This is a genomic window from Cryobacterium sp. TMT2-4 (assembly GCF_004402575.1).
Classification (GTDB): domain Bacteria; phylum Actinomycetota; class Actinomycetes; order Actinomycetales; family Microbacteriaceae; genus Cryobacterium; species Cryobacterium sandaracinum.
Window position 1 is genome coordinate 12,779 of record NZ_SOGE01000010.1, and the last position, 23,382, is coordinate 36,160.

21 protein-coding genes and 2 pseudogenes are annotated in these 23,382 nt (G+C 60.4%); 11 read left to right on the forward strand and 12 right to left on the reverse strand.

Annotated features, from left to right (window positions below):
- Nucleotides 1-24: 24 nt before the first annotated feature.
- Genes E3O54_RS02660 through E3O54_RS02690 form a run of 7 tightly spaced genes read right to left on the reverse strand, consistent with a single transcriptional unit; the run spans nt 25 to nt 6,818 of the window.
- Nucleotides 25-339, reverse strand: coding sequence for a transposase (locus tag E3O54_RS02660; protein WP_166805189.1), 315 nt, complete (start codon nt 337-339; stop codon nt 25-27).
- The gene (locus E3O54_RS17265; protein ID WP_134400891.1) at nt 288-1,427 is read right to left on the reverse strand and encodes an N-acetylglucosamine kinase; all 1,140 of its coding nucleotides are present in this window, start codon (nt 1,425-1,427) and stop codon (nt 288-290) included. The genes E3O54_RS02660 and E3O54_RS17265 overlap by 52 nt, the downstream gene beginning before the upstream one ends.
- A 9-nt stretch (nt 1,428-1,436) precedes the next feature.
- Nucleotides 1,437-2,726 (reverse strand): 6-phospho-beta-glucosidase, encoded by a 1,290-nt coding sequence (locus E3O54_RS02670; protein WP_134400892.1) that lies wholly within the window; start codon nt 2,724-2,726, stop codon nt 1,437-1,439.
- Nucleotides 2,727-2,751: 25 nt separating this feature from the next.
- The gene (locus tag E3O54_RS02675) at nt 2,752-3,669 is read right to left on the reverse strand and encodes a carbohydrate ABC transporter permease (RefSeq protein WP_134400893.1); all 918 of its coding nucleotides are present in this window, start codon (nt 3,667-3,669) and stop codon (nt 2,752-2,754) included.
- A 4-nt stretch (nt 3,670-3,673) separates the two neighbouring features.
- Nucleotides 3,674-4,660 (reverse strand): carbohydrate ABC transporter permease, encoded by a 987-nt coding sequence (locus E3O54_RS02680; protein WP_198411418.1) that lies wholly within the window; start codon nt 4,658-4,660, stop codon nt 3,674-3,676.
- A complete protein-coding gene (locus E3O54_RS02685) occupies nt 4,657-5,976 on the reverse strand; it encodes an extracellular solute-binding protein (protein ID WP_134400894.1) in 1,320 nt (439 codons plus the stop codon). The genes E3O54_RS02680 and E3O54_RS02685 overlap by 4 nt, the downstream gene beginning before the upstream one ends.
- A gap of 53 nt (nt 5,977-6,029) precedes the next feature.
- Nucleotides 6,030-6,818 carry a 6-phosphogluconolactonase gene (locus E3O54_RS02690; protein WP_166805190.1) on the reverse strand — a complete coding sequence of 263 codons (789 nt, stop codon included), beginning with the start codon at nt 6,816-6,818 and terminating at the stop codon, nt 6,030-6,032.
- 133 nt (nt 6,819-6,951) lie between these two features.
- On the opposite strand from E3O54_RS02690, the gene E3O54_RS02695 reads away from it, so the two are divergent.
- The 8 genes from E3O54_RS02695 to E3O54_RS17270 all read left to right on the forward strand — a co-directional run bounded on the left by E3O54_RS02695 (nt 6,952) and on the right by E3O54_RS17270 (nt 14,343).
- The gene (locus E3O54_RS02695; RefSeq protein ID WP_134400896.1) at nt 6,952-7,677 is read left to right on the forward strand and encodes a GntR family transcriptional regulator; all 726 of its coding nucleotides are present in this window, start codon (nt 6,952-6,954) and stop codon (nt 7,675-7,677) included.
- A gap of 1,087 nt (nt 7,678-8,764) precedes the next feature.
- Nucleotides 8,765-9,568 carry a sorbitol-6-phosphate dehydrogenase subunit gene (locus E3O54_RS02700; protein ID WP_134400897.1) on the forward strand — a complete coding sequence of 268 codons (804 nt, stop codon included), beginning with the start codon at nt 8,765-8,767 and terminating at the stop codon, nt 9,566-9,568.
- 23 nt (nt 9,569-9,591) lie between these two features.
- Nucleotides 9,592-11,529, forward strand: coding sequence for a PRD domain-containing protein (locus tag E3O54_RS02705; protein ID WP_134400898.1), 1,938 nt, complete (start codon nt 9,592-9,594; stop codon nt 11,527-11,529).
- Nucleotides 11,526-11,978, forward strand: coding sequence for a transcriptional regulator GutM (locus tag E3O54_RS02710; RefSeq protein WP_134400899.1), 453 nt, complete (start codon nt 11,526-11,528; stop codon nt 11,976-11,978). The genes E3O54_RS02705 and E3O54_RS02710 overlap by 4 nt, the downstream gene beginning before the upstream one ends.
- A 3-nt stretch (nt 11,979-11,981) precedes the next feature.
- Nucleotides 11,982-12,560 carry a PTS glucitol/sorbitol transporter subunit IIC gene (locus E3O54_RS02715; protein ID WP_134400900.1) on the forward strand — a complete coding sequence of 193 codons (579 nt, stop codon included), beginning with the start codon at nt 11,982-11,984 and terminating at the stop codon, nt 12,558-12,560.
- Between the two features lie 11 nt (nt 12,561-12,571).
- Nucleotides 12,572-13,603, forward strand: coding sequence for a PTS glucitol/sorbitol transporter subunit IIB (locus E3O54_RS02720; protein WP_134400901.1), 1,032 nt, complete (start codon nt 12,572-12,574; stop codon nt 13,601-13,603).
- 107 nt (nt 13,604-13,710) lie between these two features.
- Nucleotides 13,711-14,073: a PTS glucitol/sorbitol transporter subunit IIA gene (locus E3O54_RS02725; protein WP_134400902.1), complete on the forward strand. Its 363-nt coding sequence runs from the start codon at nt 13,711-13,713 to the stop codon at nt 14,071-14,073.
- 6 nt (nt 14,074-14,079) lie between these two features.
- On the forward strand, nt 14,080-14,343 hold the full coding sequence (locus E3O54_RS17270) for an HPr family phosphocarrier protein (RefSeq protein WP_134400903.1): 264 nt from the start codon (nt 14,080-14,082) through the stop codon (nt 14,341-14,343).
- 91 nt (nt 14,344-14,434) lie between these two features.
- On the opposite strand, the pseudogene E3O54_RS02735 reads toward E3O54_RS17270, so the two are convergent.
- The 3 genes and pseudogenes from E3O54_RS02735 to E3O54_RS02745 all read right to left on the reverse strand — a co-directional run.
- A pseudogene (locus E3O54_RS02735) lies at nt 14,435-14,716 on the reverse strand (integrase core domain-containing protein); the annotation flags it as partial.
- 365 nt (nt 14,717-15,081) lie between these two features.
- Nucleotides 15,082-15,978, reverse strand: coding sequence for an SDR family oxidoreductase (locus E3O54_RS02740; RefSeq protein WP_104099973.1), 897 nt, complete (start codon nt 15,976-15,978; stop codon nt 15,082-15,084).
- 25 nt (nt 15,979-16,003) lie between these two features.
- Entirely contained in the window at nt 16,004-16,804 is an 801-nt protein-coding gene (locus tag E3O54_RS02745; protein WP_104099972.1) for an SDR family NAD(P)-dependent oxidoreductase, read from the reverse strand.
- Between E3O54_RS02745 and E3O54_RS02750 the strand changes: the two genes are divergently transcribed.
- Nucleotides 16,803-17,813 (forward strand): SMP-30/gluconolactonase/LRE family protein, encoded by a 1,011-nt coding sequence (locus E3O54_RS02750; protein WP_134400904.1) that lies wholly within the window; start codon nt 16,803-16,805, stop codon nt 17,811-17,813. The two genes, E3O54_RS02745 and E3O54_RS02750, sit on opposite strands and share 2 nt — an antisense overlap.
- Here E3O54_RS02750 and E3O54_RS02755 read toward each other — a convergent pair.
- The gene (locus E3O54_RS02755; RefSeq protein WP_134343384.1) at nt 17,800-19,578 is read right to left on the reverse strand and encodes a glycoside hydrolase family 15 protein; all 1,779 of its coding nucleotides are present in this window, start codon (nt 19,576-19,578) and stop codon (nt 17,800-17,802) included. The two genes, E3O54_RS02750 and E3O54_RS02755, sit on opposite strands and share 14 nt — an antisense overlap.
- 179 nt (nt 19,579-19,757) lie before the next feature.
- Nucleotides 19,758-20,957 (reverse strand): IS30 family transposase, encoded by a 1,200-nt coding sequence (locus E3O54_RS02760; RefSeq protein ID WP_370247178.1) that lies wholly within the window; start codon nt 20,955-20,957, stop codon nt 19,758-19,760.
- Between the two features lie 269 nt (nt 20,958-21,226).
- Between E3O54_RS02760 and E3O54_RS02765 the strand changes: the two genes are divergently transcribed.
- Together E3O54_RS02765 and E3O54_RS02775 are read left to right on the forward strand one after the other, a co-directional pair.
- The gene (locus tag E3O54_RS02765) at nt 21,227-22,345 is read left to right on the forward strand and encodes a type I glyceraldehyde-3-phosphate dehydrogenase (RefSeq protein WP_198411419.1); all 1,119 of its coding nucleotides are present in this window, start codon (nt 21,227-21,229) and stop codon (nt 22,343-22,345) included.
- Between the two features lie 745 nt (nt 22,346-23,090).
- Nucleotides 23,091-23,270: pseudogene (locus tag E3O54_RS02775) on the forward strand (hypothetical protein); the annotation flags it as partial.
- Between the last annotated feature and the right edge of the window lie 112 nt (nt 23,271-23,382).

Below are 23,382 nucleotides of genomic sequence, written 5' to 3' on the forward strand. Positions count from 1 at the left end.
TGAAGTTGCTCTTCTCTGCCAGCATCAGTTCGAACGCTTTCCATTCGTATCCGATGCTTCCTGGGCGAAGAAGATGGACGCTTTTCCTTGAAACGCCCTGTCCATCTTCAGGTCCGCGTTTTCTTTCCGAAGCCGCTGCAGCTCAGCCCTTTCAGACACCGTCACCTCAGCTCGCCCGGTCTCGTTTCGAGCCTTGAACGCGGTCACCCAGCGGCCCAGAGTGGCCTCGTTGACTCCGAGCTCGCGGGCAACGGTCGCGACCGCTCTGCCGGTAGTGATGTCCAGCTTTACAGCCTCGTCTTTGTACTCAGGGGTGAAGTCCCGACGTGATCTTGCCATAGTGAACATTCTCTCTTGTGAGGTGTCCACTCAACGGGGTCAGGGCCAATCGTTACGGCCGCAGGGGCCTGGAGGCCGATAGTGTGGAACGGGGTCGCAGCACAACCGACCGCCCGGCTCGCCCATTGCTCGGCAACGGTGTGGGCGTCCGGGGGATCCTCGCTCAACTGGTCGAAGGCGAGCAACACTGATCCGACAATGGGGGGCGCGCCGGCGATAGAGACCGCGATGCCCGTTAGCGCTGGGGTTGCAAGTATGCGATGCATGAGGATCGCGTTGCCGGACTGGAGCAAGCCTCCCCCGAGGAGCACAGGAACCTCGGCGGGGGGGCTGCCAAGACGACGGAGAGCTGTCTCGATGAAAGCTGCTACCTCGTCAGCCAGCCGATGGACGATCGCGATGGCAGCGTCGTCGCCGTCCAGGGCGGCGGCGAAGGCGACCGGCGCGAGTTCGACAAGTTTGCTCCTTGGCATTTCCTGGAGCTGCACGGCCTCGGCGACCTGGAGCGGCCGCTCAAACGCGAAGTGTCGAGGCACTCGCTCAGACAGAAGAGTCGCGGGACCGCGACCATCCTCGGCGCGGCAAGCCACTGCGAGGGCCTCTTCGCCGACATCCTGTCCTCCGCCCCAGTCTCCGCTGATCCTGCCCATCGAGTGGAACCGCACCGAGCGGTCGCCATCGACGGCGACGCAATTGATCCCGGCGCCCGCGACGACGGCGATCCCCTTGCCCGAGGGCGATCCGGTGCGGAGCAGAGCAAAGGTGTCGTTAAGGACCACAGCGCGCTCGGACACCCCGGCCTCGCGTACGAGCCGACTCATCCGTTCCTCCTCGACTGGAAGGTCAAGGCCGGCCATTGCGAAGGCCGCCGCCGCAAAGTCCACCCGAATCCCCACTGCGTCGTCAACGAGTTGAAGTAGCGCCTCAAGTTGGAGGGCCGGGTCGACCGGAAGCCCACATAATCCGGGGCCTTCTGTCGATCCGACCAGGCGACCGGCACGGTCAGTGACCGCAACATGCGTTTTCGAGTTTCCAACATCGATACCGAGGACGAGGCGACTCGGGTCTATGGGTCCAGAACGAGCCATTGTCGTTGTTCAGTGCTCGTGCACGAGTATGTCGACGGCGTCTGAGAACTGAGGCAGGTACGCAGCGCTAGCCTCAAGCAGGCGCGGTACAAGCTCTTCGACGATCGTCCACTGACCGATCAGCGGATGCGCGAGCAGTGCCCGGCGGACGTCGTCGATTTCACCGGAACGAGCCGCCTTTTCAGCAATGCGCTCGTAGGCGCTCACGTGCTGGATCGGTCCCAGCATGAGCGGCGGCACGGACTCCTGGGGCATTGGGAAGATTCCGGACGAGCTGACTCGGCAGCGTGTCTCGATCACGTCGTCATCGGCGAGGCCCGGGATTATTCCGTCGTTGTGCACGTTGAGTACGTGCACCGTCTCCTTCTCCGAGTAGAGGGATGCGAGCAGATCGACGGCGGCTTCGCTGTAGAAGCTGCCGCCGCGCTCGGTGAGCTGGGCTGGCTTCTCCGTGAGCAACGGCGAGCGGTACTCCTGGAGTAGTTGGCGCTCGAGCTCCGAGACGACTTGTGAGCGCGGGGTCTCGTGGTGCAGTCGCTCGAGCACCTCATCGTGGGTGTAGTAGTACTGCAGGTAGGACGAAGGGATTGCTCCGAGCAGGGTGATGAGATCCTGCGGGAATGGTGCCCGCTTCAATACCTCCGGCTGGAAATCGCGCAGGATGCGGGGCAGGACGTCCACGCCGTCGACCAGGATGCGGCGGGTCCAGGAGAAGTGGTTGAGGCCGACCGGGTCAACTTCAACGCGTGCTGCTTCAACACCCAGAAGGGCTGCAGCCCAACGCTGGATACCGATCGCGTAGTTACAGAGACCGACCGCACGGTGGCCGGCGTTGAGCAGCGCGCGGGTGACAATGCCGACTGGGTTGGTGAAATCGATGATCCACGCATCCGGTTTTGCCAGGCGCCTCACGTCGTTCGCGATGTCGAGCACGACGGGAACAGTGCGCAGCGCCTTGGCAAGGCCGCCGGCCCCGGTTGTCTCCTGGCCGATGCACCCGCACGTCAAAGGGAACGTCTCGTCGCCAAGGCGGGCCGTTTGCCCGCCGATCCGGAGCTGAATGAGTACGGCGTCCGCGCCGGTCACGGCGGCCTGGCGGTCCGTGGTCAGGGTAACCCGGGTCAGTGAACCTTGGTGGGCGAGCATCCGCTTGGCGAAGTTGCCGACGATGTCAAGGCGCTCGGCGTCGATGTCCATGAGCACGAGTTCGTCGACTTGCAGGCGGTGCTGCTGGGCGACGAGACCCGAGACGAGTTCCGGCGTGTAGGTGGAACCTCCGCCGATGACGGTGACCTTCATGATTGTTACTCCTTGTTGTTGTGAACTATTCCTTGACGCCCGAGAGCGCAATACCCTGCACGAACGACTTCTGGGCGAAGAAGAACAGGATGAGCACGGGCAGGACGAAGAGCAGCGTGGCTGCCATCGCCAGGTTCCATTGCACGGCGTGCACAGATCGGAACTGTGAGAGGGCAATGGAAAGCGTGTACCAGTCCGGATTCGACCCGAGGTACAGCAACGGGTTGAAGAAATCGTTCCAGGTGTAAAAAAAGACGAACAGGCCGGCTGCTGCGATCGCGGGCTTCACCATGGGGATGAAGACGGACCACAGTATCCTCAACTCGCTCGCGCCATCGAGCCGCGCAGCATCTATGTAGCCCTGCGGGACCGACACGAAGAATTGCCGGAGAAGGAAGATGGTGAACGCGTCGCCGAACAGTGCCGGGATGATCAGCGGAAGGGGCGTGCCCGTCCAGCCCAGATTCGCGTAGGCCGTGTAGAGCGGAACGACCGTGACCTGCGGGGGGAGCATCATCGCCGCGATGAACACCATGAAGAGAGCGTTTCGCCCGCGAAACCGAAACTTTGATAGCGCGTAAGCAACCGGAATGCTGCTGATCAGTGATAGCACCGTGAACAGGACGGCAATCGTCACGGTATTGGCGAAGTAGCGCAAGAGTGGCACGGCTTCGAAGATCTGAGCGAAGTTCGACCACTCGATCGGGTTCGGCCAGAGCTTGCTCGTGAGCGCCTGATCATTCGTCATGAGCGAGGTGGTGATGATGAAGACGAGCGGTGCGAGGAAGACGACGAGCACCGCGATCAGGATGGAGTGCCGGGCGACGGCGCCGAGGAAGTCGCCACGGTTTCTGCGTCGCCCTCCAACGGAGGGCCATGCCGCACTTCGGATGGGCGCAGTACCCGACGCCAGTCGGGGTTTCTCAAGAGTGTTTCTGGTCATGGCGTCAGTTCCCTTCCGCATGGACTTGATTGCGTGTTGCACGCACGAGCACCAACGTCACCAGCAGAGTGGCCACGAAAAGGACAATGGACAGTGCGGACGCATAGCCCATGTTGAAGTAGCGGAAACCCTGTTGGTAGAGAACCTCGGTGAAGAACAGCATCGAGTTCTGCGGATAGCCGAGATTGTTTGCCACGATTCCGGAGCCGTTGCCGACGATTGTGCTCACCACATACGGCTGCGTGAACAGCTGCAGACTCTGAATGATGCCGATGATGGTGGAGAACAGCAGCACCGGCGAGATCGACGGCAGGGTTATGTACCAGAACCGGCGACTTCCGTTGGCTCCGTCGATCTGTGCGGCTTCTTGAAGCTCGACCGGCACCTCAAGGGTGGCGGCTAGCAGGATCACGATCGTGTTGCCGACACCCCAGATTGTGAGCATCAGCAGGGCCGTCTTCGACCATTCCGGACTGTTGAACCACAGTGGCTGTGGCAATCCCAGGGCACGAAGGATCGTGTTGACGGGTCCGGTTCCCGGGTTCAATACAAAGGTGAAGGCCAGGGTGGCGGCGACCGGGGGAAGCAGTGTGGGCAGGTAGAACAGGGTCCGATAGATGCCAGCCCCTGACCTGATCCGTGCCAGAACGGATGCGATTCCGAGCGCGAATAGGAGTTGAAGCGGAACCGCGACGACGCAGAACGCGAGCGTGTTGCCCAGAGCGGTGCCGATCTGAGGGTCGCCCCCGACCATGTACTCGTAGTTCGCCAAACCTGCCCACTGTGGGGGGTTGATCATGTCGAAGCGAGTGAATGAGAAATACAGATTCGCCAGCAACGGGTAAATGAGGAAGACCAGTAGGCCGATGAGGCCGGGGCTCAAAAAGGCCAAAATCATCATTCGAGAACGGCGGCGCTGTTTGCGGCGCAGGACCTCCCGCTCCGCTGGCCGGGCCACGTGACCCTGTGGGTCACCTACGAGCGTGGTCACGGAGCGTTACCTCCCGCTGCCTGCTCGATCTGGCTATCGATCTGCTTGGCCACCGACTCGAGGCTTCTGTCCTTGCCCGCCTGCCGGCCCTGCGCAAAGTTCGTCAACAGTTCGTGGGGAGCTGAACCGGCCGGAGTGCCCGGCACGGACCACGTGTTCGGGTTGGCCGCGATATCAAGGAATGTGTTGAATTGATCGATGGTGCGGATCGATGGATCCGCTAGCGCCGTCGTGGTCGTCGGCACATTTCGCAGATTCAAGGTCAAGTCGACCAGGTTGCCGGTGTCGGTCGAGAGGTACTTGGCCAGCAGCCAGGCCGCGTCGCCATTTTTCGAACCTTTGGGGATGCCGACGGTCGTTCCACTGATCAGTCCGCTTCCGTATTCAGAGGCGGTGACATCCGGTAGCGGTGCGGTCTTGTACTGGAGGTCAGGTGCCTGATCCGCTACGAATGCAACACGCCACTCACCGTCGACAGCCATCGCAAGTTTTCCTTGCTGGAACGGGTTTTCGGCCGAGAACTCCGCACCGACACCGGCGACGTATTTCTGCAGGTTGTCATAGCCGTACCAGTCGATGAGATCTTTCTGCCACTCGAACATTGCTGCCCACTGAGGATCGGATGCCATCGCGGCCTTGTTCTTCTCGTACCACGTCAGGTTCCAGCCGGGGGTGAAGGTGGCGACGTTGTTCTCGAAGAAATCGAGGAACGGGATGAATCCAGCGACTTTGATGGTGCCGTCCGCATCTCGAACGGTGAGCTTCTTGGCGTAGTCGGCCAGCTCGTCCCAGGTCTTGGGCGGCTCGGTGAGGCCCGCCGCCGCGAACAGATCGGAATTGTAGTAGAGGCCGTATACGTCGGCAAGCACGGGCAGTGCGCACTGCTTGCCCTCGAAGGAGGTGTAGTTGTTGGTCGCGGGCAGGATCGTGTCCATCTCAGTCTTCGAGCTCGCGATGCGCGACTGAAGGTCCTGGAAGGTGCCCGTCGAGCAGTAGCTGGCAACGGATTGACTGTTCGGGGAAAGCGCGACGTCGGGGGCCTTCCCTCCGCGAACGGCCTGAAGCAGGTTGTCGTCACTTTGACCACCGGTGTGCTTGACCGTGATCCACGGGTACTTCTTCTGGAAGTCGACCAGGCGTCTGTCGACGACATCCTTTTCGCGGTTGGTGAAAACGCTCCACATCGACAGTGTGGTCGGGGTCTTGTCGGCTTCGCCCCCGGTGCCGCCACTACCGCTTGACGGATCTGCGGAGCATCCGCTCAGTAAGAGGGCCACCGACATGATGCCGGCAACGGCGAGACGGGTTGTACGCATGAGAACTCCATTGTTAGATGCTGCGGATGAGGCATGAGCTGTACACAAACGGGTTAGACAGGCTGGGGAATTCTTAAGCCGGAATCAGCCGCGGCATCGATTTGAATACTGGCATTTGGGTGGTCGTAGATGAACGTCGCCGGCCATTGGCTGTCGAAGGCACCAGCTTCGATGAGGCGCTTCACGGCCGGGCCCTTCGATGTGCCGTGCGCGAGCATTAGGAGACGCCGCGCGTCGGCCAGGGTAGCGATGCCGACGGTGATTCCGTGGGTGGGTACCTGTTCGAGCGAAGTGAATTCGGGGAAAGTCTTCAGGTTGTCCGTGCGGGTGGTCGTTGCGAGGGGGATGATCCGCGTGCGGCTGTCTACTGCTGTGCCGGGCGGGTTGAAGGCGACGTGGCAGTCGCTGGCACCTACGGCGACGAAGAAGAGGTCAATCCCGCCGGCTTCGAATATCCGACGGTCATAAGCGCTCGGGTCTACAGGGTCCGGAGACCACAACTGCGATTCCGGAATCCCCGGCATTCCGGCAACCGCGGAATTGAGCCCGGTCCGCAATTTCTCGCCGAAGCGCCGGCAACTGAAGTGGGCGGTGGAAGGCGGAGCTGCCCAACCGCCATGTCCGTTGGCGAGCACGTAGTCGTCCATCATGACGATGGTGAGTCTGTCGAGGGCGATGGGCCTCGCGCGAAGTTCCTTCTCGATCACTTCGAACACCGGTACGAGAGTGCGCCCCGCAGGAACGCCGATCAGAAATCGGCGGTTCTCTTCGTTCGCCGCGATCAAACCGGAGAGGGTCTCGGCGGCCACCGCCTCTGCTAGATCCTCGAGGGTCGTGTTCACAGTGAGATTCAGGTGCACGTCTTGGTTCTCTTTTCTTCTGGGTACTTCGCCAGCATAGGTGGGCGGAGCTACCTCGGAGACCAGAATGGACCAGAACAGACCAAACAACTAAATTGGTCGCTAAGATCGTTGGATGCCCGTCGAATCGACCTCCAGATCCACCGTCACCAGCACGGCCGAGCGCATCGAGAAGATGATCCGCGAAGGCGACTTCAACTCCATCGGCAGGTTGCCCGGTGAGCGCGATTTGGTGCAGCGGCTTCATGTCAGTCGCACGACGCTACGGAGCGCGCTCGCCCTCCTCGCAAATCAGGGCGTCGTTAGTTCGACGCCGCAATCCGGATGGTTCGTTACGGAGGCACCCCTCGGCGAACCCCCCAGGACGCTGATTAGCTTCACCGAGATGGCGCGACGTCGTGGAGTGATCGCCGCCTCGCGCGTGCTTTATCGCGCGGTCCGTGAAGCCACACTCGACGAAGCGCAGGCGCTGATGGCGGCGCCGCTAAGCCTCGTGCTTGACGTGGAACGGCTGCGCTCCCTGCGATCCACCCCGATCTGTATCGACCATTCCATCGTGCTTCTGTCCAAGACGCCTGGGCTCGAGCAGATCGAGCTTGAGAACAGATCGCTATATGAGGAAATGCAAGAGCTCGGCACCCGTCCGGCTCGATCAGACTTCGTCATAGAGGCCGTCGGCGCAGACGACCGCGAAGCTGCTTTGCTCGAAGTGACTGTAGGCAGCCCGCTACTGCTCGGGACCGAGACCTGCTTCGACTCAGTCGGCACCGCGCTCCTGATCGGCACTACCCGCTACCGCGCGAACGCATACCGCTACTATTCGACAATGGTGCGGCCGTAACGATTTAAGAGCTTCCACCTTTCGCCCTTGGACCTCCACAAAGGGGCACCATCTTGATTCGTCGCCGTGCCAATCTTTCAACGGACGTCGATCTAGACAGCTGGCCACGAGAGCCTGCAGCTAGCCCGTGGAGCGCAGAGATCTAACTCGCCGCTTAACCCGTGTCCACTCACCGGGGTCAAGGCCAATCCGTCGAGTCAGCCGAAGGTCAGTGCAGTCATACGGTTGGGATTGGAGCCGGGAGCTCCAAGCACAGCCCCACCGAATCGAACCGTTGGGACTTCTCCCCAATTGCGGCAGAGGCCAGGAAGATCATGGCTTCTTGGATGGGTTATCCCCCTCGCAGTCGGCGCGATCCTCGTGGCCGTTGCCAACATCGGCGGCGGTTCGCCGAGCCATGAGCCGTCTCGAGCTGGTATCTCGGACTACAACGGCGGCAGCACTTTGCCGGACAACGAGTCCTCAGGGCAATCCGGGAATTCAGTCCACGGCGGCGGGCCGCCGGACAGCGGCGAGAGTAGGCAGATGGGCGTTGACGGGGCCGGGTAGAGCAGGGGCCGAGGAGACAGTACGGGTTGCAGGGGCGTTGCCGATAACGAATGAAAAAAGCCCCGGTTGTATCGCCTGGGGAAAGACGAGTATGAGCGTCGGGGCCACTCGTCTCTTCTTTGGCACATCGTAGAGTTCGCGGGTTGGTACGAGTTTCCAGAGGCAGATCTCGGACCGCTCTGCATGAATCGTCGTGATGTGACTTGCCCGCTGAGCAGCGATGGTTTCGTGATGTGTCAGTGACGGTGCGTTCGACGCTCGTACCCGGGAGCCCCGCGATTGAGCGATCAGACGGTTACGGGATCGGATTGAAATCGCAGCACTTATGAACGGCTGCCGCTGAGGCCCTGCCGCCGATAACCGGCGGGGCTAACACACTGACTTCCCAGGAGCCCGCGCGGAGTCGCCACTTGTCCGGTGGTGCAACGCAATTCAGGCGACCGGAAAAAGCCTGTATTAATTTGTCGCGGCTCCCTCCCTAATGTGGACACCAGAAAGCAAGCACGGCAACCACGCACAGCAATCAACAGGAGATGCAATGCCGGATACATGGCTCGGCCTCGAAGGAAAAGTCGTCATCGTCACGGGCGGCGCATCCGGGATCGGCAAGAACATCAGCCGCGAACTCGCCCGGGTCGGAGCGAAGGTCGCAGTCAGTGACCTCAGAGTCGAAACGGGCACAGACCCGGAAACGGGTATCTTCAACGTGACGTGCGACATCACGAATGCGGCGAGCGTGTCTGACATGGTCCATTCGGTCGTTACGGAATTCGGCCATCTCGATGCATTGGTCAATAACGCCGGCATCAACCTGCCGCGGCTCCTGGTCGATGCCAAAGAAGAACGTCCTGACTACGAGCTGAATGAGCAGGACTTCGACCTCATGTTCGGTGTGAACGTGAAGGGCGCCTTCCTCTCCACCCAGGCCGCAACGAAGGCCCTGCTGAAAAACGGTGGAGGTACGATCGTGAACATCACCTCCGAAGCTGGCATGGAGGGTTCAACCGGCCAGAGCTGCTATTCCGCCACGAAGAGCGCTCTCAACGGATTCACCAGGTCGTGGGCGAAGGAACTCGGCGCGCAGAACATCAGGGTTGTCGGCGTTGCTCCCGGAATTAATGAACCGACCGGGCTGACCTCTCCGGTTTACAACAACGCACTCGCTTACACCCGTGGAGTGAAGCCCGAGCAGCTCGCAACCGACTATTCCAAAGTCATTCCATTGGGACGGCCCGGAAAACTGAGTGATATCGCCAACCTCGTTGTGTACCTGGTCTCCGAACGGGCCTCCTACATCACCGGCACCACAATCAACATCAGCGGAGGAAAGTCCAGAGGCTAACCCCCTTTGGGCGGAAGGTCACCGTGGACAACCGTCGCAAGCTCAGCAGGCCCGCACAAATCATCCGATACCTGGAAACCCGGCTCTCGGCGTCGAACGAGGCACTCGCGCTTCATTTCGGCGTCGGGCCGAAGACGATCACGAACGATATCCGGGATCTCAACCGGCTGATGTCAGCATCGGGCACGATCGAGATGGAAAGCGGTCGCTATCGCCTCTTCATCAGTGACCCGGAGTCGTTCAACCAGGTGCGGAACACCATCTGCGAGCGGATTGATTCCTTCAATCTTGCGACCAACCGATACGGGTACATTTTTCGTCGCCTGATTGGTCAGGCAGCACCGACCCTCATCGATGATCTCGTCGAAGAGATGAGCATCGGGCGAAGCACGGTCGTCGCGGACCTGAGCCGGCTCAAGAAAGAGCTTTCGCCCTACGCGTTGAGGATCACCGGCATCCCGAATGTCGGCATCGAACTCGTCGGGGATGAGCTCCAGATTCGGCTCTTCGTGCTTGAGAACATGTTCGAAGCGGTCTACTCCGACTACCCGTTGGACGACGACTTCGTGGAGATCATCGAGGATGCCGCTGAGGAGTACCACCTCGACGCGGTGACGACGGAATCCTTCACACGCTGGTTCACCGTGATGATCGACCGGGTGCTCACCGATCACGCACTGGTCGGAATGCCGGGTAAATACCTGAGCCTGAAGAACACGTCGGCGTTCGGGCTTGCCGACACGGTCATCAATGCCATCGGGCGTCGGATCCAGATTTCCATCCCCGCAGAGGAATCGATTTTCCTTGCACTCCCGATCGTCGGGATGCGGACCCCTTCGCACGAGCTGGGTCGAGAGCAGTTCCCCGCCAGTTCAGAAAACACGGAACTGGTGCAGAAGATTCTCGACGAGATCAAGTCGGAAATGGATCTGCACGTTCCGGCGGATGCCCTCCTGAAGGAGTTCGTCTATCACATCACTTTCATGCAGAACCGGATGCGATACCGCGTCTACGTGAAGGGTCTGTCACTCCACGACATCGAGTCCGAATACCCGGTCGCCTTTCGGATGGCGGAGGTCGCGAAGCGGGTTATCGAGCGGGAGACCGAGTTGACGGTGATCGAGGACGAGCTGGGCTTCATCGCTTCGTACTTCCAGGTCTTCCTCGAGGAGCAACACGCCCAGAGCGAACCCAGCTACCGCGTCGCCATCGTCAGCACGTCGGGGCTTGTCTCCGCCCGCTTGATTCAGACCCAACTGCAGAAAGTCATGTCAGGAAGAACGGAATATCAGATCCTCACCCTGAATGACGCCGACGCGGCCACCCTTGACCGGTTCGATCTCGTGGTCACGACGGCCTGGTCCGAACTGGTCACCACGACCAGCATCATCGAGCTCAGCGAGTTCTTCGACAATCGAGAATTCCTGCGCAAACTCAATCAGCTCCGCTACGACAAGCAGGTCGACATCCCGATTGCTGCCGGGGCCCACAGCCTGCTGGTCTCGATTCTCGACCGCAGTCGATTCTTCATCCTCTCGCCAGATAAGACCTATCTGGAGAACACCCTGGTGATGGTCGATCAACTCAGTGAACAGGGCGCCATTGACAGCGGATTCAAGCAGCGCCTTCTCGTTCGGGAAGCGAAGTCGACCATGGTTCTGGACGAAGGCGTTGCCTTCCCTCACCTGGCGAACGCACTCGGCAGCAAGGTCGTCTTCGCCATGGGTGTCGTGCCAAGGCCCCCCGGGAACAGTGGTGTGCGCGTCATCTTCCTGATGGGCCTCCCGGACAAGTCGGACTACGACGACACCATGCTCGTCAAGATCTACGACGAGATCATCCGGCTTGCCGGCAACCGGTCCGAGATCGACCAGATCTCCCGGATCACGAGTTATAAAGATTTTTTCTTTCACATGGCGAGAACACCCCTACCGTCCTACAACCCTGAGGAACTGAGATGAACTTCTGGCCGATCGTGGTCGCCCTGGGCGTCGCTTACATCCTGCAAATGGGCCTGGCGATCATTCAAATGAAGAGCTTCACCGTCACATACGGCGAGCTGAGACGGAAGGGGAAAGTCGCCATCGGCATCAAGAAAGGCGCCTTCTCTTCCGGAGCCATCGTCATGCACTGCGTCGACGATGCAGGGGACATTCTCGACAGCCGGAGAATCTCCGGGGTCACAGTCTTCTCGAAGTTCCGGGTACTCCCGGGGTTCGAGGGCAAGAACATTCGGTCCACGTCTGCGGATGACTGTCGGCGCCAGCCGAAGAGCGTGCGCAGGGCGACCGAAACCGCACGTGAAAATTACATCACGATCATGGCAGGGGGGACCGTCGCGGAGCCAGAAAGCCCATTGGGCCAACTGACGACGAAGATCACGTCCGTCTTCACAAAAAGAAAGGAGTGAGCTGTGGATATTCTTGGCATTCTCGTGCAAGGCGCACAGCTTTTCATCGGCCTGTTCGAGACCGGCGCAGAGACCTTCATAGGTTGGATGCAGACCATCGTCCCGGTGGTTCTACTGTTGCTCATCGCAATGAACTCGCTGATTCGGCTGGTCGGTGAAGACCGAATCAACACCTTCGCCGGCAAGGCCGGCGGCAACCCGCTCATGCGCTACATGGTTCTGCCCTTCGTGGGGTCGTTCCTGCTGGCCAACCCGATGGTGCACTCGCTCGGGCGATTCCTGCCCGAACGCTACAAGCCCAGCTACTTCGCCAGTGCGGCATTCTTCGCCCACACCAGCAACGGAGTCTTTCCGCACATCAACCCAGGTGAACTTTTCATCTGGCTCGGCATCGCCGCCGGCATCCAGAAGCTCGGCCTCGACGCCGGCCCGTTGGCCATCCGGTACTTGCTCGTCGGCCTCGTGCTCAACTTCCTCAGCGGCTGGGTGACCGACCTCACCACGAAGATCGTGTCGAAGCAGCAGGGCGTGACACTCAGCAAGGTCGTCCGCACGCAGGACCCCGCAACGGTCCACGGCTAAGGAGAAGGATCATGGTCGAATATCACGGAGTGGTGATCAACAAGGGAAGCGGCGGTTTCGGCGGCCCTCTCACCGTCACCCCCACGGAAAAGAAGAACAAGCTCGTCTACATCACGGGTGGCGGTGCGAAGCCTGACATCGTCGATAAGATTGTGGAACTCACCGGCGCGGAACCGGTCAACGGATTCAAGACATCCGTGCCTGATGATGAGACCTTTGCCGTCGTCATCGACTGCGGAGGCACTCTGCGTTGCGGGATCTACCCGAAAAAGCGCATACCGACGATCAACATTATGCCGACGGGTCGCTCTGGCCCTCTAATGCAGTACATTCACGAGGATATTTACGTTTCCGCCGTTGGCCTCCACCAGGTCAGAGGCCTCGTCGCGGTTGGCGCCAACATCGCCGGTTCGCTATCCGCCACATCCGGTGCCGGGGGCGACGACGTGGCCGAGAGGACCTTTAAGTATTCAACCGACAAGAAAATCTCCGAGACTCTCGCCGCACGGCCCAACCAGTCGTTCGTGCAAAAGATCGGGCTTGGTGCCGGCAAGGTAGTCAACACCTTCTACCAGGCTGCCCGCGACGCGGTGCAGACGATGATTCACACGATCATCCCCTTCATGGCCTTCGTCGCCATGCTGATCGGAATCATTCAGGGCTCCGGCTTCGGGAACTGGTTCTCTGGATTCCTGGCACCTCTCGCCGGAAGTGGTCTCGGGCTGATTCTGTTGGGCTTCATCTGCTCCCTGCCATTCCTCTCGCCACTCCTGGGCCCGGGCGGGGTTATCGGGCAGGTCATCGGCACGCTCATCGGTGTGGAGATCGGCAAGGGCAACATCCCGCCGGGGCTCGCACTCCCGGCCCTGTTCGCCATCAACACCCAGAACGCCTGCGACTTCATCCCCGTCGGGCTGGGACTCGCCGAGGCCGAGCCGGAAACCGTGGAGGTGGGCGTTCCTTCGGTTCTGTACTCCCGCTTCATCACCGGCGCGCCCCGCGTCGCGTTGGCCTGGCTGGCCAGCATCGGACTCTACGTCTAAGAGCTCGGCGGTGAGGCCCTCACCTGCGTGAGGGCCTCACCGCCCGGAACTCTTCGGCACCCATCGATGTTCAGCACACATCGACCAACAAACGGAAAGCAGTAGCAATGTCAGTCATCTACACAACCACCGTCGGAGAAATCGGCGACGAAGTCGACTCTTTCCTCAGCGAGGGAATGTTCATCCTCTTCGGCCAGGGCGCCCCCGACACTCTGAAGGACTACTGCTACATCGTCGATGTCAACGCGTCGACCGCAGCGATCGAACCAGGTCAGCATCTGAATCTGGACGATGCCCTGTTTAAGATCACCGCAGTCGGAGAGGTCGCCCGGCAGAACCTGGACGGCCTCGGGCACATCACCGTCGTCTTCAACGGGGCCACTGAGGCTCGCATGCACGGCTCGGTCTACGTTGAAGCCGGTACGCCGCCGAAATTGCATGTCGGCAGCGTCATCACAATCCAGGTCTAGAGTCCCGTGTTCAAGCAACGCGCCACCGTCCGCCTCCCCCACGGAGTCCATTCCGCAATCGCACATCGGTTGCATCACACAGCCAGCAGTTTCAGCAGCAGCGTCTTCCTCCGGTCGGGCGAAGAGATAGCCAGCCTGAGCAGCATCGTCGCGGTAATGGCCTTAGGAATCCAAGTCGGCACCGAAATCGAGATTCTCGCAGATGGCACGGACGAATCCGAAGCTGTCGCCGCAGTCATGGCAATGGTCCAGTCCACCACGGACGCCTGACCCCCCGGCCGTCAGCCTGCGTATTCATCACAACACCGGCGTTCGCCGGGCACCCACAAGGAGAGACCGACAGCGGAATTTGTGGATTCTTCTACGCTGCCAATGCTGGCTTTTGATAACCATAGTGGACGTTATAAGGCCGGCGATATCCCGGCGCGGAGTGCCGGCGTCGGCTGTTGTAAAAGCATGCAATATACCGGATAACGTAGCTTCAAGCTTGTGATTTCGTCGCGTATGCGGTGCGGTAAACGCGCTCGTTCTTGAGCGTCGAGAAAAAACTCTTGGCCATGCTGTTGTCCCAGCACACGCCCGTGCGACCCATCGAGGAGCGCATACCAAGACTGGTCACCAGGGCCCGAAACTCGGCCGACGTATCCGGCAGTAGAAAATGATGCGGCGTCCATGCTGATGGTCAAGCAGCCAGAGCCGACGGTTGGGGCTGTCGGATTTTTATGGCGGTGTTGATGGGGAAGATCCCTGTTGCTTCCACCATTTGAAACCGCCGTCGGATGCTGGGGAACGTTATGCAACGGTCCTAGTCGAACCTCACTGAAAAGCTGCCGTTGCCAGAACATCGGATCTGTGGAAGACCCGCGTCTGACCTCTAATAGCAGGGTGTTCCTCGCAGGATCTGAACGCCCATCAGTCGTGGGTCCCGTTTTCGAGAGCCGAAGCTGACGTAGATACGCGGCCGATTAGTTGATCTATCCCCGATTGAACCGCTGCGCCCGATACTTTCTAGGGTGTCGGCATTCCTCCGTTGACGTTGAGTGTTTCTCCGATGACGAAACTGGACTCTCCGGAGGCGAGGAATACATAGGCGGGCGCGAGTTCGGCTGGTTGTCCGGAGCGGCCGAGTGGGTTGTCCTTGCCGTACTCGGGCAGTTTTTCGGGCGGATACCCCTGCGTCACTTGTAACGCCGTCCAGGTGGGGCCGGGAGCCACTGCGTTGACGCGGATGCCGCGGGGCGCGAGTTGCTGCGCGAGCGCCTTTGAAAAGTTGTTGATGGCGCCTTTCGTGGTCGCATAGTCGAGAAGGAACGGTAGCTGGTGGTAGGCCTCCAAGGATGCCGTGGCGATGATGGTCGAGCCGGGCTTCAGATGCGGTACGGCTGCCTTGATGATCCAGAACATCGCGAACACATTCGTGCGCATGGTGTCCTCGAATTGCTCGTCACTGATGTCTTCCAGTTTTTCGACGAAGACCTGTTTTCCGGCGTTGCTCACGACGATGTCCAGGCCGCCCAGCCCGGTGACGGCAGCTTCGACCAGTTCCCGGCAGTAATTTTTGTCTTTTAGGTCACCAGGGAATGCGACAGCAGTACGGCCGGCCTCTTTGATCAGGCCGACGATGTGGCGAGCATCCTCTTCCTCTTCCGGCAGATAGGAGATTGCAACATCGGCGCCCTCCCGGGCGAATGCGATGGCGACTGCACCGCCGATTCCGGAGTCTCCACCAGTGATGAGCGCCTTGCGTCCGGTAAGCCGCCCAGAGCCGCGGTAACTTGTCTCTCCGAGGTCTGGCACCGGGTCCATGTTCGCTTGGATGCCCGGCTCTGGCTGTTGCTGGATGGGTGGAGAAATGGAGGGGTAACGTGTGCGCGGATCCATGAGGGAGTATTGGTCGGTCGCCATGATGTTCCTTTCGTGGGGCGGGGCTTTAGATCGTGGCTACAGAGCCGGAGTCGACGCGGTAGTTCGCTCCGTTGACGAAGCTAGCGAGATCTGAGCAAAGGAACGCGACCACGCTGGCCACTTCGTCCGGTGTGCCGCGGCGCTTTAGCTCTATGGATGGGCGCTTTTCATCGAGGAAGGTGGTGATCGCATCCGGAATCGAAATGCCAAGCTTGTGTGCCCGCTTCTTCATCATCGCGTCCGTCATCGGGGTATGGATGAACGCCGGTGACACACAGTTGACCAGCAACCCTTCCATGGCGTAGCTGCGAGACAAGCCTTTGGCAAGCGCGAGGACGCCGGCTTTCGCCGAGCAGTACGGCAGTTCGTCGTCGTATGGTTGCACCCCGTCCTCGGACGCCAGAAACACGAGCCGGCCCCAGCCGCCCTTGCGAAGTGACGGCAGGAAGGCGCTGACGAGCCGCACCGGGCCCATCAGGTCGACGAGGAGCGTTTCCATCCAGCCCTCGTCCGTCAGCTCATGGAAGAGGCCTTGGGCGCCGGTAATACCTGCTGACTGCACCAAGATATCGATGTCGCCGACCGCGTCAAGCACCCTGTCTCGAAGGGACGCGATCGAGTCGACACTGGTGATATCGGCAGTGAATGCGTACAGCTGATTCGGTTTCGCGTTCAGCTGCTCGGCCGCCGCATCCAGTTTGTCCTGGTACTGATCGGTGATGACTACCGTGACGCCTTCGGCAAGTAGTCGGTGAGCGGTGTGCCAGCCGATCCCCGAGTCGCCGCCGGAGACGAGCGCTATTTTTCCCTTGATACCAAGATCCATGATTTCACCGTACGCCGCGCACTCAACAATTTTCTATTCCTTGACATCGCCGCTCAACAATTTTCTATTCCTTGACATCGCCGTTCAACAATGCTGTGGTGATCAAGTGGGCAATGCCGTTGGAGACCCGGAGGTATTCAGGAGCACCGGCGCGATCCTGGGGGAAAGCCTGATCTGGGATGCTCGCGGGGACCATCCCGCAATGCTCTGGTGCGACATCACTGCGGGGCTCATCCACCGAAGTCCGCTGTGCATGTCCGCGGACGGCTCGGCTGACGACACGATCACGCTGCCCCCACCTGTGGCCTCATTTTCCGTTGCAGAAATAGGAGGACGCCCGGGTTTCATCGTGTCGCTCGCAGATCGAATCGTCGTGACGGATTCCTCGGGTCACTTGATCCGAACAGTCGCAGAGATCCATCACAGTCGCCTTGGTCTCCGGCTCAATGAAGGAAAGGTTGATCCAGCGGGCCGGTGGATCACTGGGTCGATGAACCTTTTCAATGACGATCCGGTCGGCGCGTTCTACTCGGTTTCCGGTGAGGGGGACGTGCGTCTGCTCCGGGGCGGTATCGGTGTCGCGAACGGGCTGGAATGGTCCCTGGACGGTCGTCGCATCTTCTTTACAGACACGAGTGTCGGCACGATCTACACGGGCGCGTACAGCGCGAACGGCGACATCACGGATGTGAATGTGTTCACCCGCGGCGCACCGCACGACGGCCTCACGATCGATACGGACGGAAATTTCTGGGGCGCGCTGTACGGGGGCGGCAAGGTCGTGCACTACAACTCGAATGGCGCTGAGGTCTTCGCCATCGATATACCGGCACTGAACCTCACCTCTGTTGCATTTGGTGGCGCCGACCTCTCCATGCTGTATGTTGCAAGCGCGCGCGAAAACCTGACGCAAGCACAGTTAGAGGCGTATCCGCTGTCCGGTAGCGTATTTGCGATTCAAACGGACACTCAAGGACGCCAACCCACTCCGTTCTTCAGTCGCGGGTGAGTTCCTCGATTGTGATTGCGGCATTGAGGAGTGCGAGGTGACTCAGCCCTTGTGGCAGGTTACCTAGAAAGGCGTTGTCGCTCGGATCGATTATCTCCGAATAGAGACCCACATCGTTCGCCAAATCAATGAGCTCGTCCATGAGCACGACGGACTCGTCATTGCGACCGACGCATGCGAGTGCGGATGCCAACCAGAACGAGCAGGCAACAAATGCTCCCTCCTCGTGGGCGGCCCCGGTGTAGCGATACGTGAGTGGACCATCGCCAAGTTCCGTACGAATTGCGTCTATCGTCGACGACATCCGCGAACTTCGGTCGAACCCGCTGGCCGCGTGGAGGAGTACGGATGCGTCCAGATCGTCGCCGCCCGCCCAGGCCGTGAAGCTCTTTCGCGCTTCGGACCAGCAGTTCTCGCGTACCCACGCTGCGATGAGTTCGGATTCGGATCGCCAGTGTGTGGGGTCTCCCGGGATCTGGCCCATCTCGCAGAGGCGCGTCGCGTCGGTGAGGGCCTGCCAGCATCCCATCTTCGACGAGGTGTAGTGGCGCTGCTCGGTGAGTTCCCATATCCCGGAGTCCGACTGTCGCCAGATGTCCGCCACGTGGTTGGCGAGTGAAGCCAGCAGTAAGCCCGTATCCACATCGAGCACATTTCCGGCCTCGACGTACACACGCATGACATTGAACAGGTCACCGTATACCCCGAGCTGCAGCTGGTTGGCTGCGCGATTACCAATGGTGACCGGCCCAATTCCGCGCCACCCCGGCACGTCAAGGGTTACAACATCACCGGGAACAGCGCCGTCCAGTGTGTAAAGAATGTGCAACTCCGGGCCGCACTCCCTGATCGTGCGAAGCAGCCATGCGACCGCCGCGTGGGTCTCCTCGCGAAGGCCGAAACGAACGAGAGAACGCACCGTATACGCCGTATCCCGCACCCACGCGAAGCGGTAGTCCCAGTTCTTGCCGCCACGGAGGTTCTCGGGAAGCGATGTCGTCGGCGCCGCCGCAATTGCTCCCGTCGGGCTGTAGATCAGTAGTTTGAGAGCCAGAGCACTGCGCTGGACAGCGTCCGCCCATGGCCCGTCATAGTTGAAGTCACGCGACCACAATTGCCAGCTCGCGATCGTGCGGTTCACACTCTCGTCAGTCAACTCGGGCACCGGCACATGAACCGGTTCGTTCGCGGTACCCGCAACCGTGATGAGGTGGCGGGACTTCGCCGCCGTCGTAAAGCTTCCGGCCAGTGCGCGGCTGCCACCCCCGCGCGGTCCATGCGCCAGTCCGCGCACCGCAATCGTCACGCTACCAACGCGGATGACCTTTCCGTGAATCGTCGTGTCGACCCATGGCGATGCAGTCGAAAGGCACGTACCGGGAGTAACGCGCCATCGGAAACGCACGGCACCACGGATGCCATCGACACGCCTCGCCAGCTCCACCCACGGAAGCCGGCCGGCGAATCCGTTAACGAGAGCATCCGTGACTCGGGCGACACCCGCATCCGTTGTGAAGGTGGTCTCCAGCACATTGGTTCCGGGGACATACCGGCGCGTGACGGTGTAGGTCCCCGCGGGCGCGAGCTCAATGCTGCCGCCCTCTCGTGCGTCCAGCAGCCGCGCGAACACAGGGGTAGAGTTGAGTGCCGATATGGGAAGCCAATCGATGCCGCCATCCAGTGCGACCAACGCCACCGTGCGTCCGTCACCGATCGCAGCGTACGAGCGTAAGTCCGTATAGCCATCCCGGCGTTGAGAGCTCATTCGCCTCCCACTCGTCGACGACAACCGTGAACTGAACCGCCTCGAGCTTAGCCTCGATGCACCGACGGTGCTCGTTGAGCATGCGGCGTTTTATGCCGAGCCAACAGGTCGAGGCATCCGAGCACCCCGTTGCGCTTTCGTATCTCGAAACCTATTTGTGTCGCAACTCATGGGCGGTTTCAAGGAGTGGAAGCAACGGGAGTTATTTCTTTCTTCGAGGTTAGCCTGCTGAGCAGGTCGGCTGGGGTGCTTCGGTTGAGGGTTTTGCGGGGCCGTTCGTTGAGTTCGGTGGCGACTTCGAGGAGTCGTCGGGCGCTGTGCGCGTTCAAATCGGTGCCTTTGGGGAAGTAGTGACGCGGGAGGCCATTGGTGTTCTCGTTCGTGCCGCGTTGCCAGGGCGAGTGCGGATCGCAGAAGAAGACGGGAACGCCCGTCCCTTTCGTGATCTCAACGTGCCGTGCCAGTTCGCTTTCCTGATCGCAGGTCAATGACCGCCGCAGCATCACGGGCATGAGGTTGAGGGCGCCGATGAGCGCGTCATGGAGCGCCGCGGCGCTATGGCCGTTGGGCAGGTGGACCAAGACGACGAATCGGGTCGTGCGTTCAACGAGGGTCGCGATCGCGGATCCTGACGCCGAGCCAACGATGAGATCGCCCTCCCAATGCCCGGGAATCACTCGGTCGTTGGCCTCAGCGGGCCGTTCACTCAACAGCGCCTTGTCGCGAATTCGACCGGGGGTAATGAGATGTGCGGCTCGCGATTTTCGAGCTGATCGCCCTCGTCGTAGGTGCCGGTGCGGGCGGACTCCGACGTAACCGCGGTTTTGCACGTAGAGGCTTTGATAGATCGTCTCGTGGGATACCTGCAGTTCGTCCTGGCCGGCGAACGCGGCTGCGAGGTCGTCGCTGATCTGCTGCGGACTCCAGCTCTTCCGCAAGCGTTCCTCAACGACAGCGGCAAGCTGCCGGACATCGAGCCTGCCGGGTTTGGGCCGGCACGCTCTGATCTCACATCGTTTCTGTGCGGCACAGGACCGATAGCTGCGCGTTGCCGAGTGTGCGTTCCGGCGCAGCTCCCGACTGATCGACGACGCGGCACGACCCAGATCCTGCGCGATTGCCCGGACATCTGCACCACCCAACCTCAGATCCGCGATGCGCAGACGTTCCTCTTGGCCTAGAAAACGTCCCGAAGACGCAACCGTCGGAATGGGTATCCGTCCGCCAGCGGCTTTGATCCATCGATATCCCTGTTTGCGACCCATTCCTATAGATTCACGCGCGGCCGACGCCGACATGCCTTCCCGAACCCGATCCCAGAACAAGTTCTCGCGGACCTTCATGACCAACCTCGACGCCACTAACAGCACCTCCTTCAAACGGTGTTGCTACGACCCCTTGGAACTCCCCGGTGGCTCTTTACGTTGACGTAGCAACACTTAGAAGCCGGAAACCACACCACTCACGGGGATGTAACCGGGTGATTGTCGTTGGTGCCGAGAACAGGTGCTTTGGCAACCCCGTGCGGTGTACGGGCCAACGTAGCCGCCACCAAGAGTGAGCACATACAGCCGCGAGACTGACGTGATTCCATCAAACACTCGGGTACCTGCACCGACAAGTGATCCCGGTGATGTGCTCTCGCTTGTTGACGAAAGCTGTTGGGGAGGCGCAGCATGAAATAGGAATCTATTTTTTCGTGCAAAACCTGCGACGTGAAAATGATTGGAAATCAGGAGGATCTCAGATGCCGAAAGTGGCGATCAATGGGTTGGGTCGAATCGGGCGGGCTGCATTAAAAATTCTGCTCGATTCAGAGAATCTGGAACTTGTTGCGGTCAACGATGTGGCGTCAATTGAGAATCTTGCCTACCTGCTGCGGTATGACACGGTCTACGGCCGGTACCACCGTCAGATTGTTGTGGAGGCTGATGCACTTGTCATCGACGGCCACCGGGTGGTTGTTCTTGCCGAACGGGACCCAGCGGCGCTGCCGTGGCGGGAGCTCGGAGTCGATCTAGTGCTGGAGTGCACTGGTGCTTTCACTCGGGCGGAGGACCTGACCAAGCATATTCAGGCGGGCGCGTCGTTCGTCATCTTGTCTGCCCCGACGAAGTCCGAATCCGTCCCGACGGTTGTGCACGGGGTGAACCGGCCGGATGGGCATCCGCAGATCATCTCTTGCGCCAGTTGCACGACGAACTGCATCACACCGGTCATCGAGATCGCGACAAGGCGTCTGGGGGTGGAGCGTGCGATCATGACCACAATTCATGCATACACCGCGACCCAGCGCCTGGTCGACTCTCCGAGTGACAATTTCCGACGTGGGCGGGCGGGTGGAGCGAACTTGGTGCCCGCTCCTACCGGTGCTGCACAGGCGACAATCCGGGCATTGCCGGAGTTGACCGGGCTCTTCGCCGGGGTTGCGATCCGCGCCCCGATCGAGGTTGGTTCCATTGCCGACATTGTCATTGTCACTTCCCGCCCAACCAGCGTAGAGGAGGTCAACGCTGTGTTCATCGAGGAGGCGAAGACGCCCCGGTATCAAGGCATCCTCGGCGTTTCGGCGGACCCGATGGTCTCCTCCGACATCATCGGCGATTCACGCGCCGCCGTGGTGAACCTTGATCTGACGCAGGTGGTGGACGGCACCCTGATTAAGATCATGGCCTGGTACGACAACGAGTGGGGCTTCACCCACCAAATGATCCGCGAGGCTAGGGCCACCCTCGGGTTACCTTCCAGCGGGGAAACCTCTCCGTGACGAGAAATACACTGAGGTTTCGATATCACCTTCCACAGGGTACGTAGCCCGATCAGCGATATTGGGGCTTCAGGGCAGAGTAATTTGGCTCGACTACAGTCGATGAAGCTGGCTTATTTCCGGCAAGTGCGAGCGGATGATGCGTGAGGGTGGATTGAACGGTCATCTCGAACCCGTCGATCTTCGAGAAGGTGATCGTCGGCTCAACCGACTGTAGTCACGCAATGGCTCGGGCTCACACCGAGTCGTCAGCGGATGCTACGGCCTTGGCTCCCCAATTCGTGTACAAGATTTTTGGTCCTCATCGATCTGCGGCAGGCGGCGGACCTGCTACGAGGCGTGTATGAAGGCACGGATGCTGGCGACGATACCTGATGGAGGTGGCACCCGACCTGGCCCACAACACCGCGGGAACGGGCGCACTTACCGCAGCGGTTATGGGCCGCGGCCGACCGGCCCAATCTGATGATCACGGAGGGCATCCCGGCGATCCGGCGGTTGATCGGTCAGGGCAGCAGCGTGAACATCACGCTGCTGCCCTCAACAAAAGTGCACGAAAACATGGTCGATGCATACCTGTTCGGAGTGGAGGACCGGTTGGTCGACGGCGGGGGAAGGTCGGCATCGCCAGCGAGGGCGCCGCCTATGCCGCTTCACCAAGCTCGTCATCAGTGAGCGCTAACAAACACTGTATGCCGAGCGTGGAGCCCTGATTCAACGAGTACTACGGGCATCGATCTGTCCCACCTACCAAGACTGGATCCATAGCTACAATCACCACAGACCACAGACCACAGACCACAGACCACAGACCACAGACCACAGACCACAGACCACAGACCACAGACCGCATACCGGCATCGGCGGCAAATCACCCATCGACCGTGCTCACAACGTCAAAGGGAACAACACCTTTTCCGCGTGAACCGGCGGGCTGAAACGAAGAAGCTTCGCCCCCGATCAGGTTACCGATGGCTTCAGGACGGCAACAGGGCGATGCCACCTTACGAGGCTGCGCCCTTTCTCGCGGAGCCGAG